Origin of the sequence: Lysinibacillus odysseyi 34hs-1 = NBRC 100172 (assembly GCF_001591965.1) — a bacterium.
GTDB classification, from domain to species: domain Bacteria; phylum Bacillota; class Bacilli; order Bacillales_A; family Planococcaceae; genus Lysinibacillus_B; species Lysinibacillus_B odysseyi.
Map to the genome: position 1 here is coordinate 1 of NZ_BCVX01000010.1, position 26493 is coordinate 26493.

The window sequence follows — 26493 nt, forward strand, 5'->3', positions numbered from 1 at the left end:
GTGGTGACCCGTACGGGATTCGAACCCGTGTTACCGCCGTGAAAGGGCGGTGTCTTAACCACTTGACCAACGGGCCATGGCTCCGAAGGTAGGACTCGAACCTACGACCAACCGGTTAACAGCCGGTTGCTCTACCACTGAGCTACTTCGGAATGTCATTTTCTGTCGCGCATCACGCTGTCGACTTTTATTATTATAGACAGGCTTAATAGAAACGTCAACACTTTTTTATCACTTTTTTGTTTTTTTCTTAAAGACCTTTTCAAAATGCTGATATATCAGTGTTCTTAATTAACTATATGGAGTTAGAATTGCTCACTCTAATATACTTCTCCCGATACTTCCTCAGTTACTTCACTTTTTTCATATATCAGCTTACCTTTACATTTACCACAGCAATACTTACTTGTGTCCATTTTACGTTTCCTTCTATATAATTGGTGACATTTCATGCAAATATACGTATGGATTGTCTGTTTGTGTTTCTTTTTTTCTGTTTCAATCGTAGAGCAGAATCTTGGCGCCCCCACTTTCTTCAAGAGCTTCCGGAAATCTTGATCCCGATGCTTATAGCCTAATCCTCTTATATGCAAATGATAGTGGCATAGCTCATGCAGGATAATACCCTGCAATTCTCCTTCTCCGAAATGATCATATAATTTTTTATTAAGCTCAATATTATGAGAACGCAAAAGATAACGCCCTCCGGTTGTTTTCAATCGTTTATTAAAATAGGCCTTATGCAGGAAAGGCATCCCGAACTTTGTGATTGATAACTCTTCTACTAAACGTTGTACTTGTTCGTCTGACATATTCTTTCTGCCTCCTATAGAAAAAGTGCACGGTATAAAACCGTACACTCACTATTTTACTCATTTTGTGAGATAGGTGATAGCATCGTTAGAGAAATGCGGCCTTTTTTTACATCTACCTCTTCTACCCACACTGTGACAATATCTCCAAGCGATATAATATCAAGCGGATGTTTCACACGGCGATTGGCTAACTTGGAAATATGAACAAGTCCATCTTGTTTTACTCCGATATCAACAAAGGCGCCAAAGTCTACTACATTTCTAACTGTGCCTTGCAGTTCCATTCCACGTTTTAAATCTTCCATTTGCAAAACATCTGTTTTTAATAAAGGCTGCGGGAATTCGTCACGAGGATCTCTTCCGGGCTTCATCAACGTATCAACAATATCTCGAATCGTTACTTCCCCAACTCCCAACTGATTGCTTAGGTTTTCAATAGATAATGCAGCAAGTGCTTCCTCAGCCTTCTTCGTTCCTACGTCCTTTTTTGTCACATCTGCTAATTCCAGAACCTGCTCAGCCAGTTTATAGCTTTCAGGGTGGATCCCTGTCGCATCAAGGGGATTTTTCGCTCCTGGAATACGTAAAAACCCTACTGCCTGTTCATACGTTTTTGCGCCAAGCCGTGGAATTTTTTTAAATTGGGCACGGGAAGTAAACCGCCCGCCTTCCGCTCGTGCTTGTACAATATTTTCGGCTACTGTTTTTGACAAGCCTGAAACATATTGTAGTAATGAGGCCGATGCAGTGTTCACATCTACTCCTACTTGGTTTACTGCCGTTTCCACAATAAAAGCCAGCGATTCAGCAAGCTGTTTTTGAGAAACGTCGTGTTGATATTGACCTACTCCCACTGCCTTCGGATCAATTTTCACAAGCTCAGATAACGGGTCCTGTAAACGCCGGGCAATGGAAACCGCACTTCGCTGTTCCACCTGCAGTTCTGGAAATTCTGCTCTTGCTACTTCAGAAGCAGAATAAACCGAGGCACCAGCTTCATTCACAATTACATAGGCAGCCTCGTTGTCCGTTTCCTTCAATGTATCGGCAATAAATTGCTCTGTTTCCCTTGAGGCCGTACCGTTACCAATGGCAATAATGCTGATAGGGTATTTTCCTAGCAATGCCTGAACCGTTTTCATCGCCTTAGCTGTTTCTCGTTGTGGTTTATGAGGGTAAATTGCCGTCACTTCAAGCATCTTTCCTGTTTCATCAACAACAGCTAATTTACATCCTGTACGATAGGCCGGATCGACACCAAGTACCATCTTTCCACGAATCGGCGGCTGTAGTAGGAGATTGCGTAAGTTCTCTGAAAAGATATGAATTGCTTGGGCCTCTGCCTTTTCGCTGAGTTCCGAGCGAATCTCCCGTTCAATTGATGGTTCAATCAGCCTTTTATAGCTGTCGCTAATCGCCTCTTTTGCCTGTTCTACTGCTTCTCCCGCAAAATTCCGGGGAATCCACTTATTCTCCATTATTTGAACGGCTCGCTCTATTGGCACGGAAATACCTACTCGGAGAACTTCCTCCTTCTCTCCGCGATTCATAGCTAATATACGGTGCGGCACAATACGATTTACCGGCTCCTCATATTCATAGTACATTTCAAATACTTGCTTTTCGTCTTTCTCGGCATTCTTCAGAGCTGAGACCACTTTGCCATTGCGTCGTGTCAGCTGTCTTAATTGTTCTCTGATGCCTGCATCATCGGCAAAACGTTCAGCTAATATATCACGCGCTCCTGCCAGCGCATCTTCAATTGTCTCTATCCCTTTTTCGCTATCCAGATACGAAGCCGCTGCTTCTGCCAGACTTCCTTTCGGAAACTTCATCAGTTTATCCGCTAAAGGCTCCAGCCCTCGTTCTCTCGCGATTGTTGCTTTGGTCCGTCGTTTCTGCTTATAAGGGCGATATAAGTCTTCCACCCGCTGAAGGACAGTAGCTGCTTTAATAGATGCAGCCAATTCTTCTGTTAACTTGCCTTGTTCTTCGATTAGGCGAAGTACTTCTTGTTTGCGTTGTTCAACTTGCTGTATGTAATGGTAGCGGTCTTCAATCTCTTTAATTTGCACTTCATCAAGCGAACCTGTCGCCTCTTTTCGATAACGCGCAATAAACGGTACTGTATTACCTTCTTCAAGGAGCTTGATCACCGCTTCAGCCTGATGGGGTTTTACTTGTGATTCCGAGGCAATCATTTGTAGCATTTCTTTTTGTTCCACCATTCCACTACCTTTCCTTTAACATGACTACATTTTATCATTAACAGCATAAAAGCGCATTTGCCAGCGCTAAATTGCCTGGTCATGATTTTCTTGGCTGTTATATATGACTCGTGTCATCATTATTTTTCTTTATGCTTTCCAACACAAAAAGAGTCTACTATGTAAAATAGTAGACTCTTAGTTTTACAGCGAAAGACTGCCGGTTGCGGCAATCGCTTCTTGTAATTTCTTAATTGCTTTCCGTTGAATGCGGGATACATGCATTTGTGAAATACCGAGCCGTTCACCGGCCTCTTTTTGACTCATTTGTTCTAAATAGGTCAGCTGAATAATCTGTTTTTCCCGGTCATTTAAAATACCCATAGCATCCGCTACAATCATTCGGCGGTTGGTCATCTCAAATCCTTCATCTTCCTTACCGACTACATCAAACAGAGTCACTGTACTTCCGTCCGAATCGGATTCGATAGAATGATCCATCGATAACGCTTGATAACTGCGCCCCATCTCCATCGCTTCCAGGACTTCCTCATCCTGCACTTCCAGATAGTTAGCAATTTCGCTAATGGACGGGGAGCGCTGCAACTCAGTTGTTAATGATTCTACAGCTGCTTTAATACGAGGACCCAGCTCTTTAATACGGCGTGGTACATGGACATCCCACGTCTTGTCCCGTAAAAACCGTTTAATTTCTCCAACAACCGTGGGTACGGCAAAAGCCTCAAAACTTCTACCGAATGACGGGTCGAAACGTCGAATCGCTCCTAACAAACCGAGCATCCCTACTTGTACGATATCGTCATAATAAGATTTCCCATGTGAATATTTGCGCGCAATTGATTCTACAAGCTGCTGATAATGCAACACTAAATTCGTCTGCGCTTCCTCATCTTGGGATTGCTGGTATTTTTCTATCCACATAAGGACTTCTTCTTTAGACGAGTTTTTAGGTAGTGATTCTTTCGACATTTTCTTCCACCTGCTCTCTCGTGACATATTTTGTCATGAAAACAGTGACGCCGCCTTCGTTATTTAATTTCACCTCGTCCATTAAAGTATCCATTAAATACAGCCCTAAGCCACCTTCTCGTAACATCGCTACATTTTCATCTTCTTTATATGGACCAATCTTTGTTTTGACTTCCTCGAAATTAAAGCTATTGCCATAGTCAGCTACCATGATTTCGATTTTGTTTTCAAATAGGGCACATCCCATTACAACTTCGCCTTCTTCGCCATCATAAGCGTGGTGGACAACGTTTGTAACTGCTTCCCCTGTAGCAATCTTCAAGTCTTCAATCTCATCATACGTAAATCCTAAACGGGTTGCTAAGCCAGAAACAGCAAGCCGAATCACACTAACATATTGCGGTTTGGCAGGCACACGAATCTCCACATAATCAAATGCTTTCATTACTGATTTCCACCTTTTTATCCGTTTCGATATTCATCAATTCACTTAAACCTGTAATTTCAAAAAGGCGCACAAGACGGTCTGTCAAACCAACTAGCTTAAATTCCCCTTTTTCCCTTACTACTTTTTTATAAAAAGCAACAAAAATCCCTAAACCTGTACTGTCCATATAAGTTACTTTTGATAAATCCAATTCAATAGTTAAACCTTCAAAAATGCGAATTGAGTCCAGCTCATCACGTAAAATTGGAGCTGTGAAAGTATCAATTTCACCCTCTACAAACCCTCGCATTATATTTCCATCTTCCCGAAATTGTACATTAACATTCATACCGGACACCTCCAATTAGACTATCTTACAATTCCCTTACTAAAAATTTTTAAACCTCATTAATCATTTTTTTTTTAAAATCACAACAGTAAAATCGTCCTCCAGTCCAAAATCTTGAAGTTTCTGTAGTTCTTTATATAGCATTTCACACATTTGCTGTGCATTCAAGTGTATATATTTTAAAAGAAGTTTTTCAATGATTTCTCGGGAATCTATATCTGCCTGTTTTCTAAACTCTGTGACTCCGTCGGTCATCATTACGATGAAGTCTCCGTCCTTTAGAGTAATATCAAATTGCGGATATTTAACCTCCGGCATCACACCGAGCAAAAGACCTTTTGATTCCAAATCATAGAATTTTTTTTCCGATGCTCTATAATAAAGTGCAGGCTCATGGCCGGCCGAGCCATAGGTGAAGAGTCCGTTTTCTACATCCAGCCGGCCGAAAAACATAGAGACAAACATACTGTCGTCTACGCTTCTCTCAATAATACGGTTTAACACTTGGAGTACATAGGAGGGATTGCCATTAGAATATTCAAGTGTGTCCAGCCCGTATTTTACCATAGACATACAAAGCGCAGCCGGTACTCCTTTCCCGACAACATCTGTAACTGCTACACTGACATATTGTTCATCTTCATTGAGAAAATGAACATAATCACCATTCATCTTACGGATAGGAACAGATACCATCCCTATATCTATGGCAGAGGATTGGGGCACTGTTGTTCTTAAAAGCATGTTTTGTATTTTTGTCGCCACATTCATTTCAATCCGAAGCTCCTCTTGTTGTTCAAGAAGACTTTGATGTTCTCGTAATGTAAGCCCAAAATGCACCATAATTTCAATAAGAAAATCATAGCCGTGTGAAACAGCTGCCGGTAATTCTGGATAAATCTCCTCCATTGAAGCTTTATGGATGTTGATCACTTCTTCAGGCGTTACATTTTTTTGAATGAGCTGGCGTATAAAATTTTGTCCTATATATAAATTACGCTCTGTCTGACTTTCTATATAATCAGCCAAAATTCGTTTATATTGGGCTTGGAGCTCCTTCATTCTTTATCACATCCTGTCACAGCCATTTTTCCACTTTTACTATTGTTCCCTGACCTATTAAAGATTGAATTTCAATATGGTCCATCAGGCGTCTTACCCCTGGCAGACCTGCACCAAGACCTCCGGAAGTAGAGTATCCATCTTCCATCACCCTGCGCACATTATCTATACCTGGGCCTTTGTCAGTAGCTGTAATCGCTATTCCTTTTTTGTCTTCGCCTTCTATTGGTTCAATGATGATTTCTCCAGCACGGGCATATAAATAAATATTTCTCGCCAACTCACTGATGGCAGTTGTAATCCGGGCTTGATCAACTGTACCAAAACCGACTTCTTTTGCCACATTGCGACCAAGTTGGCGTGCAGCTACAATATCCCATTCTGTTATAATATCGATTGTAGATTTTTCACTCATCTTCGAACCCCCAATTCCTTCGGGAGATTCCCGCACAAATTATTTTAATACAATCTTGTCGCTACCCACCATATTATAGCGTTCCTTAGCTGACTAAGATGATTTAGTAGGAACTCCATTTTAAATTTCTCTATTTTATAAGAATACTATTCTCCTATTTATTAACCATGGCAAATTCAGCTCTTTTATTCTCTCTTGGGAGAAGTAAATTTCCCGAGACTATAATTTCCCCCTCTTACCTTTAAATTAACCTATATGCCAAATATAAACAAGATTCTATTCTTCCCAAAAAAGATGAAAAAAGAAAAGCATCGATACAATACTCTGTCTCGATGCTTTTCATTTTATGTATTTAAAATTTAACTAGCCCTAAGCTGATCGCTAGTGCGACATCAACTTTTTCCATTAGTGCATCATCCAGCTGTGTGATTCGGTCTGTCAACCGAGATTTATCAATAGTACGCAATTGCTCAAGCAAAATTACCGAATCGCGTTCAAAACCGTACTTCTTCGCGTCGATTTCTACATGAGTAGGTAATTTTGCTTTTTGAATTTGCGCAGTAATTGCAGCGATGATTACCGTCGGGCTAAATCGATTACCGATATCGTTTTGAATAATTAAAACAGGTCTTGTACCACCTTGTTCAGAACCGACCACAGGTGAAAGATCTGCGAAAAAAACGTCCCCACGTTTTACAATCAACTTGTCATCCCCCGCTAACGAGACGCTCCACCATATGCTCCGCTTCATATTCTGCATGTAGGCATTCACTACAAATAGTCAGATTTATGTGCGACATTTCCACATAGCCTTTCATTAAAGCTTCCCGTATTTGATTTGGTTGCTTATGCTTCGAAAACCTTTCAGTCGACATGTACGTGACCTCATTTTCGCCAAAATAACTAAGTTCAAACGTTTGGTTGAACTGGATAATAAAATCATTTGGTTGCTTCACAATTACGTCCTGCATTTCTAATTTTTTCGCGTACACAAAAAGCACCTCCACCAAAAGCCATACGTACACTTCTTAATTACAAGTTTATTTTAACACCGAAAACCCGGCATGAAAAGACAAGAATATAAAAACTTTGACAATTCTTGTATTTAACTTATGGCTTTTAGGGAATACTGTATGTTTACTCATTAATGTATGTTCTTGGAACGCGAGAAGTAATAATGCATGGTACTTCGTAATTAATCGTGTCGCATTTTGTCGCCCATTCATCGATCGAAATAAAATCGTTTCCTTGTGCACCCAGCAATGTTACTAGTTCACCAATATTATATGCACGAGGCATTAAAATCATACATTGATCCATGCAAATTCTGCCCACAATCGGACAACGCTCTCCTCCTACAAGAACTGTCTGCCCGCCAAGCTTCCTAATCATCCCATCTGCATACCCGATCGGCAAAGTACCAATGTAGCAATCTGCTGTTGCTGTATATGTAGCGCCATAGCCGACAGATTGGCCTGCCTTCAATTTTTTCACATGAACGATTTCCGTCTGTAAAGAAAATGCCTGCCTGATTGGAAATGGAAGAAGATCAGCTACATAGCCAGAGGGTGCTAATCCATACAGCGAAATTCCGTACCGGACAGCATCAAACTGGAGTGCGGCATCTTTCACTAATGCCGTAGCTGTATTAGCCGCATGAACAAGTCTTGGTTTGATTGGCAGCGCATTTACCAGTTCCTTGAATAAAACAACTTGCTTATCAAAGTACGTTGTATCTTCCTCATCAGCCGTGGCAAAATGAGTAAAGATACCATCCACTATGAAATCCTCTGTTGCCTGAATTTCTTCATATAGCTCAAGCAACTGCTCGTTGGATGTGACGCCGATTCTTCCCATACCTGAATCGACCTTTATATGTAATAGCAGTGGCTTTGAAAGCCCTTGTACTGATCTGGCCTGTTTGACCCATTCGGTAGAAAATACTGTTAACATGATTTTATGATCAGTTGCATATCGGACAAATGATATTGGTGCAGCACCTAAAACTAAAATGCCGACATCCGGGAAGTGCTGTCGCATTCGTACAGCTTCATCAGGCGTTGCGACAGCTAAAATGCCCGCGCCTGCCTGTAATGCTGCACTTGCCACTGCTACATCCCCATGTCCGTAAGCATTTGCCTTTACAACGGCAATAATCTGCACACCTTCCTGCAGGTAGCTGCGCAAATTGTGCACGTTGTCACGAATTGTTTGTAAATCAATAATCGCCTTTGTCGGACGGTACTGTTGTGTATGCTCCATTGTCTGTTATACCCTCTTTTATAATTTATAAACTTGTTATTTGTTGCACGCGAAAGCCCGCCCAACAAAGCTTGCCCATCTCTTTATTTCACGCCTCCAGCAGTCATGGAGGACGCCACTTCCATCATTTCCTCCCGCGTTAGCTTTGTAGAAGCAAGGAAGAATGAAACGCCATCCTTTTCCCAGCTAATGGAAGTATCTGTAATAGCACCGATTGTAAAGCCTAAATCAGCTAAATCGCCTGGTGCAAAAACAGGGAGTACGGAATTGCCGGCCGCTGCAGGCTGCTGCATAAGCGTGTAGGCCTTGTCTCCTTCATACGTTAAGATAACCCGCTCCCCACCTGCTTCTTCTACAGTTTTTTCACCCGAAAGCTTTGTATTATCCCACTCTACAGTTGGATAATGTGTACGGAATTCTTTGTTCTCCATATCAGCGGCTGCTACTTCATTTTCCTCATTTTCAGAGAATTTTTCAACTGCATACTCTTCTTTTTTATGTGCCACAGTTAAATCAATGTCTTTAAACTTGATCACAATCTTTTCCTCTTGTGTTTCGTCCATAATCGAAACTGTTTTTGGCAGCATTGAATTTTTATCTACTACAATTTTTTGCAACGGAAGACCTGTCTTATCTGCATTGCGAGTTGCTGTTTCGAATACATAGGCCCCATCCTCTTCCTTCATTACCGCCTTTTTATCCTGGAGAAGATCCTCTGCCAAAGCCCCAATTAGGTATGCTTGGCTATTTTGCTTCGGCCACTCACTTTGGAATTTGTATGTTTTCCTAAGTGCCGGCGTTACCACAAATACACCTTCTTCATTACGGACAATCATTTGTGTTACATTATCATTTTGTTCCGTTACAGTCACACGATAGAAATCAGGCTTTGTATGCCACACATTCACATCGTATGTACGAGGTTCTCCTCCTGTCTTCATTTCCATCGTTGCTGTAAGCTCGTACCCTTTACTGTCACCCCACTGTTCATCCAGTTTTTTCACTACTTTTTCCTGCGATGCACCCCCACAAGCTGTTAACAATAACCCCAGTATCACCAGCAGACCGAATAATCGAAATCGCACTGCTCCACCCTTTCTCCTTGTTCCTTACCGTAAGTGTATGGCGCGATTCGGCAATTTATGTACTATTTCATCAGGACAACTTGCGCGGCCGCTACCTGTCTAGTATGTGTAATGCTGATAAAGCCGTTTACCGCCCTCCCATCAAAGTAGAGGACCGGTTTTCCTGACTCGTCCTTTAGCACTTCAATTTGATGCAGCTCACAGCCCTTTCCTATTCCTGTACCCAACGCCTTTGAATATGCCTCCTTAGCTGCAAACCTTCCGGCTAAAAATTCAATTTGCCTCCCTGGAGAAAGCCTATCAAAAATGGCAAGCTCCCTATCGGTCAATATACGTTCTACAAATTTCCGGGACCGGTTATATGCCTTTTCGATCCTCTCTAACTCAACCAAATCCAATCCAATTCCTAAAATCATCTAGAGCCTCTTCCTTTCATTCTATTGATCAATGAATGTATAATACGGGTAAATCGAGGTGGAATTATGTTTATTCGCAATGAAAATTTTAAACAGTATATCAATGCTTACCCTGCTGTAGCCACCCTCATTACCATCAACCTTGCCATTTTCATTATGACATTAATCCCAAACTTAGGAGAAGAAATCTTCAGTTTTGGGGTAAGTGTCAACGGATTGATTACCCAAGGGGAGTGGTGGCGCATCGTTACTGCTATGTTCCTGCATGGCGGATGGATGCATATTTTGTTTAATATGTTCTCACTGTTTTTGTTTGGACCGGAACTTGAACGGATTGCCGGAAAGATGCGTTTTCTGGCTATCTACTTCTTATCCGGTATCGGCGGAGGGCTTGTGACTTTGGCAATCCCGGACCCTTTCTATGCTAGTGTCGGAGCAAGCGGCGCCATCTTCGGGATTTTTGGGGCATTTGGTGCCATCCTGGTCCGTTATCGCAATTCCTTGCCCCAGCTCCGTCAAATTATCCTACCGATCATCGTGATCAGCGTCATCATGACATTCCTGCAGGCCGGGGTGAATGCTGCAAGCCATATTGGCGGACTTGCGACGGGCTTTGTCATCGGCCTGTTCTTCTTCAAGCCGAAGCCGATCGCGACTTGGAAAAGATGATAAAAAGCTTCCACGGTCTATTCCGTGGAAGCTTTTTTGTGTTCAAACCAATCCATCATATGTTCAATATCCTTCTGTTCCATATGATAAGCCTTCGCTTCTGCTCCTGTCATACCTGACATGACAACGACACGACCGGTAGCCAGCTGCTTTCTTTTTTGAAAATAGCTCTGGCGCTGCTCTGCTACCTGAATACGCCGCTTTTCTACAAAGAAAGTAATGCGGCTAATATGTCGGTAAATAATCGTTAGCTGGGCATCCAGCAGGAAAAGGCGCGCTGTTTTATGCTGCCATATACCAAGCAGGATAACAGGTATAATAAGTACAGCTGTCAGTAACCCATACGGGAAAAAGAAATATGTTGGAACAGCAACCAATGGAACCAGCCATAAAAAATCGATCCGGTAAAAGTAGGCCCGGGCCCTTTTTGGAGGCTTTATCATCTGTTTCTCCTCTATATATAAATCAAACTGAGGAAAAAGCAACGCAAGTCTCTCTAGCGCCTCTTTCTTTGAAATGAGCGGAAATAGGGTAATCTTTTTTTCCTTTTCCGATGTAAAGCCCCCTCCTGCACTCTCCACTTGAACCGCCGCCAAACCAAAAGGCTGACGCAAAGGGTTCTCGACAATTTTAATAGCCTGTATACGATTAAGCGGAATCGTAATACGCTTTTTCTCTAAAAGCCCCCGTGTAATAATTAATCGTTCGTTTTCTTCCGTCACGGTAAAATCATAATAATTAAGCAGTGAAATAGCGACGGAAATAATCCAGGCACCTAATAGCCCGAAGAAAAGGAGAAATGCCACAATCGCTACTCCATATTGAATCAACTCAGCAAATTCATCATAAATCCAATCAAACGGGATGAACTCTGCAAATTGCGATAAGGCTGCAAAAACACCGAAAACAACGACCCCGATACCACTTGATGTAGTAGCTAAAATAATGAGGTCCTTTGGTGACATTTTATGAATAATACGCCCGGTCGGCATTTGTATCATTTGTTCCTCTACAGGCTGTTGTTCTAGCTTCTCCTGATTCATTTCCCATTCAATTTGATCGGCAGCAGCCCGTGTAATGGCCGTTAACTCAGCTTCGGGCTTCCCCGTCTTACTTCCGGCTGTTTCAACAAGAACCTGGACAAGCCCGAATAGGCGATGAAAAATTCCTTCCCGGTAATTCAAGCTTTGAATGCGGTCAAACGGAATATAGCGCTTTTTCTTTACAAACAGCCCATACTCTATTCGTAGTTCGCTATCCTCAAACCAGTAGCGGAACGTCCACCACTTTAAAATACCACCTAGAAATGTAAATGCCACCACTACCAATAATATAAGCAATGGAATCATTTGGCTGAAAAATTTCTCATCTCGAAAATCGACTGTAAAATTAAACCCATTGGCAACTGCAATAATGACGATGGGTATAGCCATATCCTTTAATGCTTTGGCTAAATTAATTAGAGCTGATACAGGATGCAGTTTATATTTAGACATCTTCCTCAGCCACCCTTGCTAATTCTGAGATCCGCCCCCGGAGGCGGTCGGCCTCATCCATTTCAAGAAATGGAATGGTATGTGTCGTAGCAGCAGAGGAAATAGAAATATTGGAAAGCCCGTATCGCTTTAAAATCGGACCTTGTTCCGTATCGACATGCTGTACCCGGACCATCGGTATTAATGTACGTGTCACAACAAACAAACCACTCTGAATTTCAATTTCCTGCTCCCGAACTTCATAGCGCCAAATCCGGTATCGTATATTCGGAAACGCCCAAATGAGGAAGACAATCGCTATCACAACAAGGACCCAAGCAATTAAATGAACATAGAAGGGACCTTCAAAATAATAAGTTAAAAAAGATGCCACTCCCGCTGCTATAGCTAAAAAGAATGTTTGGAGGATTCCATAAATACGCCAGACGGTTATACCCTTTTGGGGAATTTTATATCTCGGTTGTTCTCTCACTTCGCCACCTCTTCTCTCTCTTATTGTATACGACCCGATATGGAAAATGTTTCACTTTTTCAGATTCTTCTGCACAAATCGATTCTTGGTTCCAATATGAAGGAAAACAGTAAATTCACAACACCACTCCATCAGCCAGTGATCCAGCAAATTTCTCCACCCCTTTTAACGCCCGATATTTTCCGTTATGTATCTACAGCCTGATTTTTTCACTGTTTCCCATAATAAAAAGCCGCTCCTTAAGGAACGGCTTTTTTGTTATATTATTTTTCATCACGACGGCGAGGGCGGCGGTCACGGTCATTACGTTCGTTACGACGGCGATCTCCTCCACCACTACGTCCACGGTCTCCTCCACGGTCACGACGATCACGGCCTCCACGACCACGATCTCCCCCACCGCTGCGGCCACGGTCTCCTCCACGGCCACGGCCTCCGCCTCCGCCTTGTGAGCGTTCACGGCGCATTGGTAAAGGACGTTCTTCTGTAATCGTTACAGGCGTTGCATCTGGCTCTTTTGTCATCGATTTAAGCGCTGCCGCTACTAAGTCGATCGCCTCGTTGTTTTCTAACAACTGAGCAGCCATATCACGGTAGCTTCCTAAATCATTGTTTTGCACAAGCTCCACTAAAGTTTGCATCGATACTTCTTGCTGTCCTGCAAGCGCTTCTTCTGTGCTTGGCGGACGAAGTGGTGTCATGCGTTTTTTCGTTGTTTCTTCCACGATACGCAGGTAGCCCATTTCGCGTGGTGTTACGAATGTTACTGCAATCCCTGATTTACCGGCACGACCTGTACGTCCGATACGGTGAACGTAAGATTCAGGATCTTGCGGGATATCAAAGTTATAAACGTGGGATACGCCCGAGATATCAAGACCACGTGCTGCTACATCAGTCGCAATCAAAATGTCAATTTTATTTTCTTTAAACTGGCGCAGTACTGAAATACGTTTTGCCTGGCTTAAATCCCCGTGGATACCTTCTGCAAGATAGCCGCGTAATGTTAAAGCTTGTGATAATTCATCAACACGGCGTTTCGTACGTCCAAAGATGATAGCAAGCTCCGGTTTCTGTACATCCAACAGGCGAGTCAGAACATCAAATTTCTCACGCTCCTGTGCTTTTACAAAGAATTGCTCGATATTTTCCATCGTTAATTCTTTCGCTTTAATCTTCACAATTTCAGGATCACGCATGAATGTCTCTGCAATTTTGCGGATTGCTGGAGGCATTGTTGCTGAAAACAGCAATGTTTGGCGTTCAGCCGGTACATTTTCTAAAATCGCGTTAATATCATCGATGAAGCCCATGTTCAGCATTTCATCAGCTTCGTCCAATACTAATGTTTGGACGCCTTCTAATTTCAATGTACGACGGTTAATATGGTCAATAATACGGCCTGGTGTACCAACGATGATTTGTGGTCTGTTTTTAAGTGCACGGATTTGGCGTCCAATTTCCTGACCACCATATACTGAAAGCAGTTTCACGCGTTTGTCATAACCAATTTTATAAAGCTCTTCCGAGACTTGGATTGCCAGTTCGCGAGTTGGTGCGATTACCAAAGCTTGGATATTTGGGTTTTTAGGATCAATTTTTTCAATTAGAGGAATACCGAAGGCAGCAGTTTTACCAGTACCAGTTTGCGCTTGACCTAATACATCACGGCCTTCCATCGCAAATGTAATTGTACCTTCTTGGATAGGTGTTGCTTCTTCAAATCCCATACGCTTTACTGAACGTAATGTAGATTCACTAATGTTTAATTCTGAAAAATTTGTCAAACTCTTCAATCTCCTTTTTTCCTTTAAGTTGACAAATGGTTACATTTTCAGATGAAGTATGTCGGCAAAATCGAGCCTTTATGTGGAACGTTTCCGTTACTTTAAAAATTCTCTCCGCTTGCTGCAGAGCTCTCTTATTATGAAAAGGAAAGCCCGGTCTTTGCCGAGCGGTTCAATTCTATAGTTCAATTGTTTCGTTCCCCAATAAGGATAGTAAAAATAGAATGAAACCGTTAAATTCAAAAAAAAGTACTCTTCAACAATAATCATGAAGAGTCTTCGCACAAAATGTATCCATTGCTTTTCATAGTCTAACACGCCATTCTACTCGTTGCAACGATTATGCTCGAATCATAATAATCTGACTTTATGCTCTCGTTAAAAATGCAGCTGCTTTTTGAAACCATTCATCACAGTCTTCGCTATAACATATATGATGCTTCCCACACTCAGAAATATACAATTGTTTTTCAACAGCTGAAATCCGGTCATACAGGTATTGGGCTGTAGCTGCTGGTACAATGCCATCAAGCGCCCCCTGTACAATGAATACCGGACAGGTAATATGTCCAATATACGGTTCCGTTTTTCTGACAATCTTCATAAATTCAACAGTTGCAGAAGGCGGGACATTCCGCAGTTTATGATGGTAGCGCTGAAAAAGTTCATTTTCACGAAGTTTCTGGTGAAATGCATCATCTGCCATCGAGCGAATGTCCTTTGCCAGCTGCAGCGGGCTTACATATTTTGCCGCCGCACTCAGAAGAAGCAGTTTTTTCACGGGATAGCGCTTTGCTAAATACATAGCAATAACACCTCCCATCGAAAAACCGGCTATCATTACCTCGTCCACCTTTTTAGCAAGACTTCGATAAGCCAGCTCCGCATCCATCAGCCAATGTTCTGCCTTATACCCCTTCATATCAAGGGATTCTGCATCTCCATGTCCTGAAAATGTAGGTGTTTCCACTATCCATCCTGTATGTTCTTTTACACAATCCACAAAAGGCTGAACCTCATATGGTCCGCCGGAAAAACCATGTAAAACAAGTATGCCCACCGTCACTCAAACCACCTCACCTATTCCAACACATAGATTGGCCAACTAGCCTTTATTACGATCCTATTCGTAATTTTACTTTTACCCGTTCCCCGGCATTGAGATAGACGGAACTATTTGCTTGGAAAATCTTGAAATCTAACCCGAAACTCCTGATTGCTAGAAAACCTCTTTTACTTCCTGCTGTATAGTTACTGCTAGTAATGTTTCCAAAGGGATAACTTCCCCCTATCGATATAAAAGGGACGTCTTAACATATTTGCAGACGCCCCCTTCATAGTTATTTAAAAGTATTTACAATCGTTTCAAGTTTCATCCCACGGGAGCCTTTTAATAAAATAAGCGTTTCCTCGTCTGCATCCCGGCGAATCGCCTCAATGATTGGTTCATAGTCTGTCTCTGTGTAAACAAGACGTGATGCATCAAATACAAGCAGCAGTCGTTCATACAACCATTTCATACGCGGTCCATAAAGACATACCCGTTCTACGGAATCGTCAATCTCTTCTGCCAATTGCTCATGGAAGGCCTTTTCATCCATCCCCAGTTCAAGCATATCACCAAGCACCAGCCACTTTTTAGATCTCATCGTTGTCGACTTGATAAACTGGATAGCCGCTCGCATTGATGTAGGAGCAGCGTTATAGGCATCATTAATAAACAACGGGCCATTTTCTACTGGCACGAGCTGCATGCGCATATCTGTTAGGGCAACCTGCTTTAGGGAGGTGCGAATTTGGTCATCTGTTAAGCCAAGTGCTTTGCTGACAAGCATTGCACTTAACGTATTTTTCACCTGGTGCTCGCCAAGCACCGAAATATCAAATGTTCCCTCTATGAGTCCTTTTACAGTAAAACGGCTCCCGCTCTCTATTGTTTCAATCTGCGAAACCATCAATGTGTTTTCTTTCCCAAAGCCAAAGGACATTGTTTCTGTATAAGGGTCTTCCGTTACAAGTTGGCGAAGCAGCGGTTCATCGCCATCATAAAATAGGAACCCCTCTTCTAACAGACCCTTTGTAATCTCATATTTCGCTTGAGCGATGCCTTCACGGGAACCAAGCTCCTGCATATGTGCCTCACCGATATTTGTAATGATAGCTAAATGCGGACGGGCAATACGTGTTAATAATTCGATTTCGCCAAATCCACTCATTCCCATTTCCAACACCGAAACCTCAGTATCTTCATCAAGCTGTAAAATCGTAATCGGCAATCCAAGCTGGTTATTAAAATTTCCAATTGTTTTTTGTACTTTAAAATACGGCGACAGAGTACCTGCTAAAATGTCCTTAGTAGACGTCTTGCCGTTGGAGCCTGTAATCCCTATAAAGGTTGCCTTGTGCTCGCTTCGGTAAGCAATAGCCATCTGCTGGAGAGCCGCCTCTGCATCTTCTACAAAGATAAGAGGCCGGTCTTGGGGTGGGTTTGGTTCATCCTTTAACCAAAGAGATGCCGCCGCCCCTTTCTCAAATGCCTGCTCGACGAAGCGATGCCCGTTTACCGCCTCACCGCGGAACGGTACAAACAAGTCCCCAGTTTTAAGAGTCCGGGTATCAATCGAGATTCCCGTCACTACTGTATCTTCATTATCTTGCTCACGAATTTTCAGCCAGGCTGCCAGCTGTGCTAAAGTTTTTTTCATTTTATCATCAATCCTTATTATATTGGAGCTTTTGCTTTTCTGCATGGCGCTCTAAAGCCAATCCGATTAATTGATCAATCAGTTCAGGATAGCTCACGCCTGTATGCTGCCATAAAAGCGGATACATACTGGATGGTGTAAAGCCGGGCATCGTATTCACTTCATTAATTACTACTTCCTCATTTGCCGTAACGAAGAAGTCAGCTCTTACAATTCCTGAACAATCAAGGATCTTAAACGCCGATTTCGCCATTTCACTCATTTTACTGACAACTGTATCCGGCAGCTCAGCAGGGATGATAAGAGCCGTCGACCCGTCCTTATACTTAGAATCATAATCGTAAAATTCCGTCACAGGCTTGATTTCACCGGCTACAGATGTTCTCGGTTTATCATTACCTAGCACACCCATTTCAACCTCACGACCCGCAACTCCTTGCTCTACAATAATTTTCCGATCGTATTGGAAGGCAACCTTGATAGCTGCAATAAGCTCCTCCCGTGTCATTGCTTTACTAATACCTACACTCGAACCAAGGTTTGCAGGCTTAACAAACAGTGGCGCTTTCAGCTCTACACACTTTGCTAAAATGCCTTCTTGATCGCTTTCCCATTCACTGCGGGTAAAGTAAATATAGGGTGTTTGGGCAAGGCCCGCAATTTCGAACAGCTGCTTCATAATCACTTTATCCATTCCGGCTGCAGACGCTAATACTCCATTGCCGACATATGGTACGTTCATTACTTCTAGTAATCCTTGCACTGTTCCGTCTTCCCCATTTGTACCATGCAAAAGAGGGAAAATAACATCAAACGGGCTCTCATTATGTGCCTGAATGAAATTTATCATATTATTCGGTGTTTTATTTGAACCAAATTGTAATTGATCAATCGTATCCACAGGGGCTGTTAATCGAGGTCCTATTAGCCATTCGCCATCCATTGTAATAAAAACCGGATGCACTTCATATTCTTCAAAATTTAAAGCTTGCGTCACCGCCTTAGCAGTCGAAAGCGATACTTCATGCTCCGCAGACTTTCCCCCGTATAATAAACCGATTTTCTTTTTCATTTTGTTGACCTCCTTAAGTATCCCTAGTTTATCATGAAATAAAAATTCCAATAAACTAATTCCCTTGTTTCCTTGAAAAAAGGCTGTCACGAAAAGATTCGAGACAACCCTAGCTAATTTGTATTAGTTCATCATAATTTTGCTTTATTATCTCATCTAAGTCGACCCATACTTCATCCGGAAAATTATAGTCAGATAACATTCTAATCTCAATTCCATAACCGGATGATTTCTCCATACGAAATAGTGAGAGTAATGCGCCTTCTTTTACAAAATGTCTACATGCTCGTAAAACTATTGGGTTAATGGCAGGAATGGATTGCTTTGATCTTTTACGCCAGAAGCTGCCAGTACCTTCTTTTTCCTGAATCATTTTATTGAATAGATTAGCGATTAACAGTTCGCTATCCCCGAGGAAGCGAAAATATACTTTCGTCATTTTATCAATGGGAGAGGCATAAAAGGCATAGCGATTTTGAAGCCGGTTGAAAAAAGGAGAACCAAGCGGCTCACGCTTATGGCCAAAGTACAGCAGTTCTGCCTGCTCCATCGGCGATAATTGGTTTACGCTTTTCTCACCTGAAAAATCCACCCAGCACAAATCTCCCTTCATGTCAGGAAGGTGCTTAATAAATGGCCCCATCTCTTCTGCCGAAATGAAATCAAACTGCGTATGCATATTAAAGGAGCCATCCTCATAGGCGTGTTTTAGCAACAGTACATTTTCCATCGGCTCAACAGACGAGAAAAACTGCTTACATGAAAGCCCACTATAGATGACAAATTGATCTACATCGTTCATATGTACATATAAATGATGAATAAAGTCATCTGCGCTTTTCATTTTCCTCGCCATCCCACGTCCACTCCTTAAACAAATAATATGATTATTATATGATGCTTTCGCTTTTTTTGAAACAATTTAAATTTTATATCGTCATATCTTTTGCTTCTCTAAGAAACAGGTATTTTTATTAAAAATATGTTAAACTAAATCGTTAGTACAGTTTACGCTATTTCAAGCGAAAAGATCTATAAATAAGGTGGCACGCATGAACAATAATAATCGACAGTTCGCCAAGCGCTTTGACTGGACGCTTGCTCTTATACTTCTCACGTTTCTCATTATCAGCCTGCTTGCCATCTCTTCGGCACAGACTTCCGGGCAATATGGTATTAATTTCGTACCACTGCAAATCCGTTGGTATGTCATCGGTGCTGTCATTGTGGCATTTGTTATGTATTTTGAACCTGACCAGTACAAGAAAATGTCCTGGTTGCTTTATGGTTTCGGGATGTTCTTGCTGATTGCGCTCGCTATTATTCCTGAGGGAAGCTTCGCCGTCCGCGTAAATGGAGCAAAGAGCTGGTTCAAAACCCCAGTCGGGAACATTCAGCCTGCTGAATTCATGAAAACTTTTTATATTCTGGCACTTGCCTTCTTAATTAGCAAGCATCATGAAAAGTATCAGTTGAAAACAATTAAAACAGATTTCCTGTTGTTAGGGAAAATTGCGGTTACGTTATTTATACCGCTGAGCTTTATTATGACGCAGCCAGACCTTGGTTCCGCCCTTGTTTTCCTAGCCATTACTGCCGCATTAGTAATTGTAGCAGGGATTTCATGGAAAATTATCCTGCCGATGTTAGGAGGAGCGGTTTTCATTGGAGGCTCTCTTTTATGGATGGCCCTGTATATGCAGGATTTCCTAGAAAAGCTTGGTTTTAATCCATATCAATTTGCACGTATCTATTCCTGGCTTGACCCGTATTCCTATTCTTCGAATGAGGGTTACCATTTAATCACTTCATTAAATGCAATCGGCTCTGGGGAAATTTTCGGAAAAGGCCTTTTCGGGCGCGAGGTGTATGTAGCGGAAAATCATACAGACTTTATCTTTACTATCATCGGGGAAGAATGGGGTTTTGTTGGAGCAAGTATCGTTATTTGTCTTTACTTCTTATTAATCTACCATTTAACAAAAACGACTTTACTATTAAAAGATCCTTTTAGTACCTATGTATGTGCCGGCATTATTGCCATGATTACATTCCACGTTTTTGAAAACATCGGTATGACAATACAGCTTCTGCCGATTACTGGGATTCCTCTTCCATTTTTAAGTTATGGGGGAAGCTCGTTAATGGGGAATGCCCTTGCAATCGGGCTCGTGTTTAGTATGAGATTCCATTATCGGACTTATATGTTCTCTGCACATGATGAAGAAGATTAAAAAACCGGTGAGACCTATGGGTCCACCGGTTTTCTCATTTTCCCCCTGGTTTTAATAGGGCTCAGGAAAGTCCTTTTACGATATCTCATAAAAAGGGAGCCATTAAGGCTGTGGCTTTCAAAAAAGCAGAAAAAATGGATTCTCACCTATTATTTCTCACTCTGCTTGTCAGTCCCCTAACATAAAACAAGCTGCCCTGTTATTCTTTAGGCAGCCTATTTTTTACACGTTTTGTGTTTGGGGAGTTTGCGTTGGTGGTGCTAAAACTTTTAATATTTCTAAACGTGATTTAGTTACCGTTGCTTTCACGCCTAGTGTAGATAAGTTTTTAACGATTTCTTTCAAGTCGATTTCTTTCGTCATTTAATCCACCTTAACCTTTCCTGCTATACTTTTAACGTTCCTATTTGTAAAAAGTTTCATTCTCTTATTAGAAGTCTGACTTTTACAGTTATAGCTATCATATCACTATTATATGCAAAAATGTTTTTCAATTATGTTACAACTTCCAAAAGTCAAGTAAATTATCCTATTTTTATTTTAACCTTCTCCAATGACTTTCAATCCTTTTTATTTCTGAAATAGTGCAAACTGGCCTAATTTAGGATAAATAAGGGGTTTTTTAGTTTGTTGGTGAACACACTTATCCAACGTTGCCTGCCTTGCTCGTCGATATGTCTTTATTCCTATCGCTTCCCTTTTCTCGTGAAACGGCCTTGCCTTCACTGTGAATTGTAAACCCTACATCCCCCTAACAGACCGGGGCTTTACCGGCTCTCGTTTTCTGATGACTGTTTTTGCAAACTATCATATAGAGCTAAACACTGTTTGGAGCCTCTCTTGTTTAAGCTCCTGACACTATAACTATTCAATTACCAAATCAACTTCCATCTATTAACAGCCATAAATGTATAAAACAGTTTAAAGCGGTGTATAGTAAGGGTTAAAAGCATTGCAGCATTAGTGGCAATGCTTTTAACTTATACCTTTGTATTATTAATCATTCATTGAAAAGCTTTGACGACAAATAACACAAGAACTTTTTGCTTTCATAGTTCCTATCATTCTTCCTGCAGCTTTGTAATTGTTTTAAGGATGTTTTACTTACATGACAGGGTGGAATGAATAGAAACACCTATCTCTTTCCCTTTTAGTTATTCGCTTTTCATATGGACAATCATCGGCTGGAGGAATTTCATGATACAAAAAACACTTTCACTACCTAGGCAACTTGAAGATTTTCGTCATATTTTAGAACAATCTGCTGTGGAATATATGAAAGTCCATGCATGGGATGAAGCCCCTTCTATCGCAAATAGCAAACTGGGCGGTCGCCCTTATTTGCCAAAGGGCACTAATCCCCCAATAGATGATTTAGGCGAATATATGATATTGCTTGCTCAAATTAATTTTTCAGAAAGAAGCTTCCCTGCACCTTTCCCAAAATTTGGATTGCTGCAAATTTTCATGTCAGCTTTTAACTATCAGCAAATTTTGGGTATAAACAATTGTGTACCTCCAAATTTCTTTCAAGTCCGATACTATCCTATCATTACAACAAACAATCTGGTCACAGACTTTTCCTATTTGCGAAATTCTTCTTTCCAGCATTATTCAGTTGCATCTCAATATCCGATCAGTCGGGAGCTACTACTGACATTTTCTAAAGAAGTAGAACCGATTTCCGCAACGGACTATAGGCTGCATCATTTTATCTCTGCAGAGCTTGCAGAACAGTTTACACTTATTGAACAGCAGCCTTTTAATGAGGTCTATCTACAACACTTTTCAAGTGCCGACCACAAAATTGGCGGCTACCCTTATTTTATAGAGGAAGATGCAAGAGCTTGGAATCCATCTTTTCAAAAATACGATACTCTCCTTCTGCAAATTGTGTCAGATGACGCCCAAGGTATCATGTGGGGGGATTCGGGTGTAGCCAAATTTTTTATTAATCATAAATGCTTAGAAACATGCAATTTTAGCGATATTTTATTTTACTTGGAATACTACTAACCCTCTTACCTTTTGGCGCAGAGTAAAAGGGCTGCCAAAGGGCTTTATTTATGGGCTCTTATAGAAATTCACACATCCGCCTCTAAAATGAGATAAGATAGGTATGAGGAAAGAAGAAAGAAGGTGGTCAAATGACATTTTCATTCGATAATAATGCACTTACGTTTTTAATCATTACACTAAATATCTTATTTGCTATGATGATCATTTTTTTAGAACGAAAAGATGCCTCTTCTACATGGGCGTGGATTCTCGTATTATTTTTCCTTCCCGTAGCCGGCTTCGTTTTATATTTACTTCTCGGACGTAAGCTCCGCAGAAAACATCTATTCCGCTGGGAAGGCAGAAAAGATATTGGAATCGATAAGCTGATTAATTATCAAATCGACGCACTTAAGGAAGGAAAACTTGAATTCCGCGACCATCATGTAGAAAATTTTCAGGATCTTATCTATATGAATTTAACTACTAACTATGCAGTCCTTACACAGGATAATGCACTGGTTATATATGATGATGGGAATGAAAAGTTTGAAGCATTGATTGAGGATATCTCAAGTGCAAAAGATCACATTCATATTCAATATTATATTTTTAAGCTCGACAATTTAGGACAGCGCATTTTGCATGCATTGATTAAAAAAGCAAAACAGGGCGTAAAAGTAAGAGTTTTATATGATGAAATGGGTTCAAGAGGTGTTAAAAAACGTCATTTTAAAGAACTGTTGGATGTAGGCGGCGAAGTGGAAATTTTCTTTCCCTCCATTCTCCCCCTCATCAATCCCCGATTAAACTTCCGTAACCATCGCAAAATTGTCGTCATTGACGGGCGAATCGGTTATACAGGAGGATTTAATGTAGGAGATGAATATTTGGGGCTAAAGAAAAAATTCGGCTACTGGAGAGATACACATTTGCGGATTGAAGGGAGCGCGGTTCATCCACTGCAAACACGCTTTCTGCTCGATTGGAACCAGGCAAGCCTTCGTCATCGGATTAGCTATTCCGAGCGATACTTCCCCGCTATACCTCAAAAAGGGGATATAGCGTTACAGATAGTCTCAAGTGGTCCTGATACACCATATGCGGGTATTAAAAATGCTTATGTGAAAATGATTATGAATGCAAAAAAATATATTTATATTCAATCCCCCTACTTCATCCCGGATTATACATTTTTAGATGCTCTCCAAATTGCAGCCCTTTCCGGTATTGATGTACGCATCATGATTCCTAATAAGCCTGATCATCCCTTCGTCTACTGGGCAACCTACTCCTATGTAGGACAGCTTCTGGAAGCAGGAGCCAAAATTTATCATTATGATAAAGGCTTTATTCATGCAAAAATGATCGTAGTAGACGATGAAGTATCTACAGTCGGGACGGCCAATATTGATGTACGAAGCTTTAGTCTAAATTTTGAAGTAAATGCATTTATCTATGATCTTGATATTTCTCATAACTTAGCAGAAATTTTCGAGAAAGATATTTTAGATTGTAAGGAGCTTACGATGGAAACCTATCAAAATCGTTCGATTCGTGTAAAGTTTAAGGAATCTATTTCTCGCTTATTATCTCCTATTTTATAAAATAATTGTGCAGCACTACAAAACCCGATAAAACATCATACAGTTGAAATACAGGACTGCATTATGGTAAATATCCTTATATAAAAAACCGCTTCATCAGCAATTTAACTGATGAAGCGGTTTTCATTATTCTATCCCTAAATATTCTTCTAATGACAATCCTGTTTTGTATATTTTTTCCGCCAGCTCTTTTCCTACATATCGGAAATGCCAAGATTCATACATAAAGCCTGTCATATCTTCCTTTCCTTTTGGAAAACGGAGGATGAAGCCATAGTTGCGTGCATTTTCTACTAACCATTTTCCAGCAGGGGATTCACCAAACTCTTCTGTCAACCATAAATCCTCTTGCCCTTTTTCTCCAATATCAAATGCTAGACCTGTTTGATGCTCTGAATGTCCCGGACGTGCACTATATCGATCTGCCGCTTCTTTACCATCACGGTTTGCATAGTTTGCATATAGCTGTGTCTGATACTCATAGGAGCGGTAGCCGCTAAATGCAACAAGCTCAAATCCGGCCTTTTTAGCAGCCGCAGCCATTTGATCTAGCGCAGCTAAGGCCTCCGGATCTTCCCCCGGATCAAAATCTTTTGGAAGCGGGTATTTTTTATTTGCAATTAATACGCCATCAATATAAGTCGGTTCCGCAGCTTCCTTTACATCTACTGGATAGCCCCCTTCATCAATTTCAAAGGTCGGCTCTTCTTTCTTTTCCTCAGATTTTGTGCCATTAGAATTTTCAATATTCTCTTCCTTAGAAGCGGTTTGGCCTTCTTGAGGAGCCGTCACTTCCTCTTGCTTGTCACTCGCTGAAAAAATAGTATCTCGATTTATATAAACGATTATTGAAACTACTATCAAAAACACCAGCACTATAATGCCGATTACAATTGGTTTCTTACTTTTTTGCCGATTCCCTCTAGTTTTTCTCATATTGCGCCTACTTTCTTAAACAATACTCTTATTCTATCACCTTTACGCCCTATTTTCCCTTAAAAAAACGCCTTCTTTATAAAAAGGGCGCTTGTCTTTTATATACTTCTTCATTAACTCTCTTACCTCTTCCCCGTCAAAAAAGGAATCTCTTACAGTTTCTAAGAGATTCCTTTCTTCATAAAAGCAGGTGATGAGTCTGCCCGCCTCTTTATACCCACTCCTTCTCAGAAGAAAAGAAGAAACTGCTCTTACCCTTTTGTGTACCGAATTATTTCTCATTAACCTGCTACAACAATGTACAGTACTACTAACACTAGCAGCCCGAAGAAGAAGGCGGTATTCCGCATCCATTTTGCCTCTTTCTCCATCCCCTTTTGCTGAAAGCTGCGGTAACGGAAAAAGTTTGTAAAGGTAAACATAATCGTTAAAAACAAAACAGCCAATTCAAAGTTCCCTACAATGACAAAATATAAAGCAAGCAAACTTGAAATTGTTACAAGCGTTAAGGAAATTACTTTTTCATTCATATTAAAACTCCTTACTTCGCCTCTGGAGAATGTGAGAAGAATTTACGGCCAATATACGTTTGAACAATTAAAATAAATCCGCCGACTGACCAGTAAAGAGGCAATGCTGCCATAGAACTGAAGGAAATAATCACAATCATAATCGGCGAAATGTAGACCATCCACTTCATCTGCTGCTTTTGAGTTTCAGGTACTGTCCATAATGACACTTGGGCTTGTATCATATAAATAATTCCCGCCACAATTGTCATAATAATATCCGGAGAGCCTAAGCTAAACCATAAAAACTCATGTGTCTTTACATCTGCAGAATAACGGATAGCAAAGTATAGTCCCATGATAATCGGCCATTGAATTAAAATCGGCAAACATCCCATATTTAATGGATTAATACCATGTTCCCGATACAAATTGAGCATCTCTTGCTGAAGCGCCATTTGGTCTTCTTTCTTTTCAGCAGTTTTCAATTTCCCCTGAATTTCTTCCATCTTAGGCTTTACGTGATCCATTTTTGATTTCATAACTGCTTGATTACGGTAATTTTTGAGCATAAACGGCATAAGAACAAGACGAATCATTACAGTAATAGCGATAATGGCCAGTCCGTAGCTTCCGTTAAATACGGTGTTCCCAAGAAAATCTAATAAAAAGTTCATTGGCTTTACAAAAAGACTATAGAAGAAACCTTCTTCATTTTCAACAGCTTGGCAGCCCGTCAGCAAGAAAAGAACACTAATTAACAGTCCACCTAATTTAAGATGTTTCATTTTGTCACCTTCTCATTGTTTTTACAGTTGAAGTATACAGGAATGCCCCTCTTAACGCCAACACGAAATAGCAAAAGTAATGAAAGTCCCCGTTTAATATTACATGATGGTAGCCCACTATATCGATATACACGAATATGGTATAGACGAGGAAGACTCAGACCACTTGTTTTGTGCCACTACAGGCAGGTA

27 protein-coding genes and 2 tRNA genes are annotated in these 26493 nt (G+C 41.1%); 4 read left to right on the plus strand and 25 right to left on the minus strand.

Features of this window, described 5'->3' with window-relative positions; genetic code table 11:
* Position 1 precedes the first annotated feature (1 nt).
* The 14 genes from BOD01S_RS15870 to acpS all read right to left on the minus strand — a co-directional run bounded on the left by BOD01S_RS15870 (position 2) and on the right by acpS (position 10028).
* Positions 2 to 76, minus strand: a tRNA-Glu gene (locus BOD01S_RS15870).
* Position 77: 1 nt separating this feature from the next.
* Positions 78 to 152 (minus strand) — tRNA-Asn (locus BOD01S_RS15875).
* Between the two features lie 168 nt (positions 153 to 320).
* Positions 321 to 812: a SprT family protein gene (locus tag BOD01S_RS15880; RefSeq protein ID WP_036152592.1), complete on the minus strand. Its 492-nt coding sequence runs from the start codon at positions 810 to 812 to the stop codon at positions 321 to 323.
* Between the two features lie 56 nt (positions 813 to 868).
* Positions 869 to 3040: a Tex family protein gene (locus BOD01S_RS15885; protein WP_036152994.1), complete on the minus strand. Its 2172-nt coding sequence runs from the start codon at positions 3038 to 3040 to the stop codon at positions 869 to 871.
* 186 nt (positions 3041 to 3226) lie between these two features.
* Positions 3227 to 4012, minus strand: a complete 786-nt coding sequence (gene sigB / locus BOD01S_RS15890) for an RNA polymerase sigma factor SigB (protein ID WP_036152593.1) — start codon at positions 4010 to 4012, stop codon at positions 3227 to 3229.
* The gene (rsbW, locus tag BOD01S_RS15895) at positions 3990 to 4457 is read right to left on the minus strand and encodes an anti-sigma B factor RsbW (protein WP_036152594.1); all 468 of its coding nucleotides are present in this window, start codon (positions 4455 to 4457) and stop codon (positions 3990 to 3992) included. The genes sigB and rsbW overlap by 23 nt, the downstream gene beginning before the upstream one ends.
* Entirely contained in the window at positions 4444 to 4788 is a 345-nt protein-coding gene (locus BOD01S_RS15900) for an STAS domain-containing protein (protein ID WP_036152596.1), read from the minus strand. Before BOD01S_RS15900 ends, rsbW begins: the two co-directional genes overlap by 14 nt.
* A gap of 63 nt (positions 4789 to 4851) precedes the next feature.
* The gene (locus tag BOD01S_RS15905; RefSeq protein ID WP_036152599.1) at positions 4852 to 5850 is read right to left on the minus strand and encodes a PP2C family protein-serine/threonine phosphatase; all 999 of its coding nucleotides are present in this window, start codon (positions 5848 to 5850) and stop codon (positions 4852 to 4854) included.
* A 16-nt stretch (positions 5851 to 5866) separates the two neighbouring features.
* Positions 5867 to 6265 carry an anti-sigma regulatory factor gene (locus tag BOD01S_RS15910; RefSeq protein ID WP_036152601.1) on the minus strand — a complete coding sequence of 133 codons (399 nt, stop codon included), beginning with the start codon at positions 6263 to 6265 and terminating at the stop codon, positions 5867 to 5869.
* Between the two features lie 352 nt (positions 6266 to 6617).
* Complete coding sequence (locus tag BOD01S_RS15915; RefSeq protein ID WP_036152602.1) at positions 6618 to 6968, minus strand: type II toxin-antitoxin system PemK/MazF family toxin; 351 nt, start codon at positions 6966 to 6968, stop codon at positions 6618 to 6620.
* Between the two features lie 4 nt (positions 6969 to 6972).
* The gene (locus BOD01S_RS15920) at positions 6973 to 7257 is read right to left on the minus strand and encodes a hypothetical protein (protein ID WP_036152603.1); all 285 of its coding nucleotides are present in this window, start codon (positions 7255 to 7257) and stop codon (positions 6973 to 6975) included.
* Positions 7258 to 7402: 145 nt separating this feature from the next.
* Positions 7403 to 8527 carry an alanine racemase gene (gene alr, locus BOD01S_RS15925; protein ID WP_036152604.1) on the minus strand — a complete coding sequence of 375 codons (1125 nt, stop codon included), beginning with the start codon at positions 8525 to 8527 and terminating at the stop codon, positions 7403 to 7405.
* Positions 8528 to 8610: 83 nt separating this feature from the next.
* Positions 8611 to 9612: a LolA family protein gene (locus BOD01S_RS15930; RefSeq protein WP_036152606.1), complete on the minus strand. Its 1002-nt coding sequence runs from the start codon at positions 9610 to 9612 to the stop codon at positions 8611 to 8613.
* A 62-nt stretch (positions 9613 to 9674) separates the two neighbouring features.
* The gene (acpS, locus tag BOD01S_RS15935; protein WP_036152608.1) at positions 9675 to 10028 is read right to left on the minus strand and encodes a holo-ACP synthase; all 354 of its coding nucleotides are present in this window, start codon (positions 10026 to 10028) and stop codon (positions 9675 to 9677) included.
* Positions 10029 to 10094: 66 nt separating this feature from the next.
* On the opposite strand from acpS, the gene BOD01S_RS15940 reads away from it, so the two are divergent.
* A complete protein-coding gene (locus BOD01S_RS15940) occupies positions 10095 to 10697 on the plus strand; it encodes a rhomboid family intramembrane serine protease (RefSeq protein WP_036152611.1) in 603 nt (200 codons plus the stop codon).
* A gap of 17 nt (positions 10698 to 10714) precedes the next feature.
* On the opposite strand, the gene BOD01S_RS15945 is transcribed toward BOD01S_RS15940, so the two are convergent.
* From BOD01S_RS15945 to BOD01S_RS15975, 7 genes are all read right to left on the minus strand, one after another.
* A complete protein-coding gene (locus BOD01S_RS15945; protein ID WP_036152613.1) occupies positions 10715 to 12193 on the minus strand; it encodes a PH domain-containing protein in 1479 nt (492 codons plus the stop codon).
* Positions 12186 to 12665, minus strand: a complete 480-nt coding sequence (locus tag BOD01S_RS15950) for a PH domain-containing protein (RefSeq protein ID WP_036152615.1) — start codon at positions 12663 to 12665, stop codon at positions 12186 to 12188. The genes BOD01S_RS15945 and BOD01S_RS15950 overlap by 8 nt, the downstream gene beginning before the upstream one ends.
* Positions 12666 to 12928: 263 nt before the next feature.
* Entirely contained in the window at positions 12929 to 14452 is a 1524-nt protein-coding gene (locus tag BOD01S_RS15955) for a DEAD/DEAH box helicase (RefSeq protein WP_036152618.1), read from the minus strand.
* Positions 14453 to 14819: 367 nt separating this feature from the next.
* Positions 14820 to 15518: an alpha/beta hydrolase gene (locus tag BOD01S_RS15960; protein ID WP_036152620.1), complete on the minus strand. Its 699-nt coding sequence runs from the start codon at positions 15516 to 15518 to the stop codon at positions 14820 to 14822.
* A gap of 274 nt (positions 15519 to 15792) precedes the next feature.
* Positions 15793 to 17157 carry a UDP-N-acetylmuramoyl-tripeptide--D-alanyl-D-alanine ligase gene (locus BOD01S_RS15965; RefSeq protein ID WP_036152630.1) on the minus strand — a complete coding sequence of 455 codons (1365 nt, stop codon included), beginning with the start codon at positions 17155 to 17157 and terminating at the stop codon, positions 15793 to 15795.
* Between the two features lie 7 nt (positions 17158 to 17164).
* Entirely contained in the window at positions 17165 to 18229 is a 1065-nt protein-coding gene (locus BOD01S_RS15970; RefSeq protein WP_036152632.1) for a D-alanine--D-alanine ligase, read from the minus strand.
* 109 nt (positions 18230 to 18338) lie between these two features.
* On the minus strand, positions 18339 to 19085 hold the full coding sequence (locus tag BOD01S_RS15975; protein WP_036152634.1) for a hypothetical protein: 747 nt from the start codon (positions 19083 to 19085) through the stop codon (positions 18339 to 18341).
* 196 nt (positions 19086 to 19281) lie between these two features.
* Between BOD01S_RS15975 and BOD01S_RS15980 the strand changes: the two genes are divergently transcribed.
* A complete protein-coding gene (locus BOD01S_RS15980) occupies positions 19282 to 20463 on the plus strand; it encodes an FtsW/RodA/SpoVE family cell cycle protein (RefSeq protein WP_036152636.1) in 1182 nt (393 codons plus the stop codon).
* 222 nt (positions 20464 to 20685) lie between these two features.
* On the opposite strand, the gene BOD01S_RS23395 is transcribed toward BOD01S_RS15980, so the two are convergent.
* On the minus strand, positions 20686 to 20826 hold the full coding sequence (locus BOD01S_RS23395; RefSeq protein ID WP_169745604.1) for an Lmo0850 family protein: 141 nt from the start codon (positions 20824 to 20826) through the stop codon (positions 20686 to 20688).
* Between the two features lie 834 nt (positions 20827 to 21660).
* On the opposite strand from BOD01S_RS23395, the gene BOD01S_RS15985 reads away from it, so the two are divergent.
* Both BOD01S_RS15985 and cls read left to right on the plus strand, forming a co-directional pair.
* Complete coding sequence (locus tag BOD01S_RS15985; protein ID WP_036152645.1) at positions 21661 to 22479, plus strand: YwqG family protein; 819 nt, start codon at positions 21661 to 21663, stop codon at positions 22477 to 22479.
* A gap of 131 nt (positions 22480 to 22610) precedes the next feature.
* On the plus strand, positions 22611 to 24068 hold the full coding sequence (gene cls, locus BOD01S_RS15990) for a cardiolipin synthase (RefSeq protein WP_036152647.1): 1458 nt from the start codon (positions 22611 to 22613) through the stop codon (positions 24066 to 24068).
* 126 nt (positions 24069 to 24194) lie between these two features.
* On the opposite strand, the gene BOD01S_RS15995 is transcribed toward cls, so the two are convergent.
* From BOD01S_RS15995 to yidC, 3 genes are all read right to left on the minus strand, one after another.
* Positions 24195 to 25004, minus strand: a complete 810-nt coding sequence (locus BOD01S_RS15995) for a D-alanyl-D-alanine carboxypeptidase family protein (RefSeq protein WP_036152651.1) — start codon at positions 25002 to 25004, stop codon at positions 24195 to 24197.
* Between the two features lie 281 nt (positions 25005 to 25285).
* On the minus strand, positions 25286 to 25534 hold the full coding sequence (locus tag BOD01S_RS16005; protein ID WP_036152657.1) for a hypothetical protein: 249 nt from the start codon (positions 25532 to 25534) through the stop codon (positions 25286 to 25288).
* An 11-nt stretch (positions 25535 to 25545) separates the two neighbouring features.
* A complete protein-coding gene (gene yidC, locus BOD01S_RS16010) occupies positions 25546 to 26301 on the minus strand; it encodes a membrane protein insertase YidC (RefSeq protein WP_036152660.1) in 756 nt (251 codons plus the stop codon).
* Positions 26302 to 26493 lie beyond the last annotated feature (192 nt).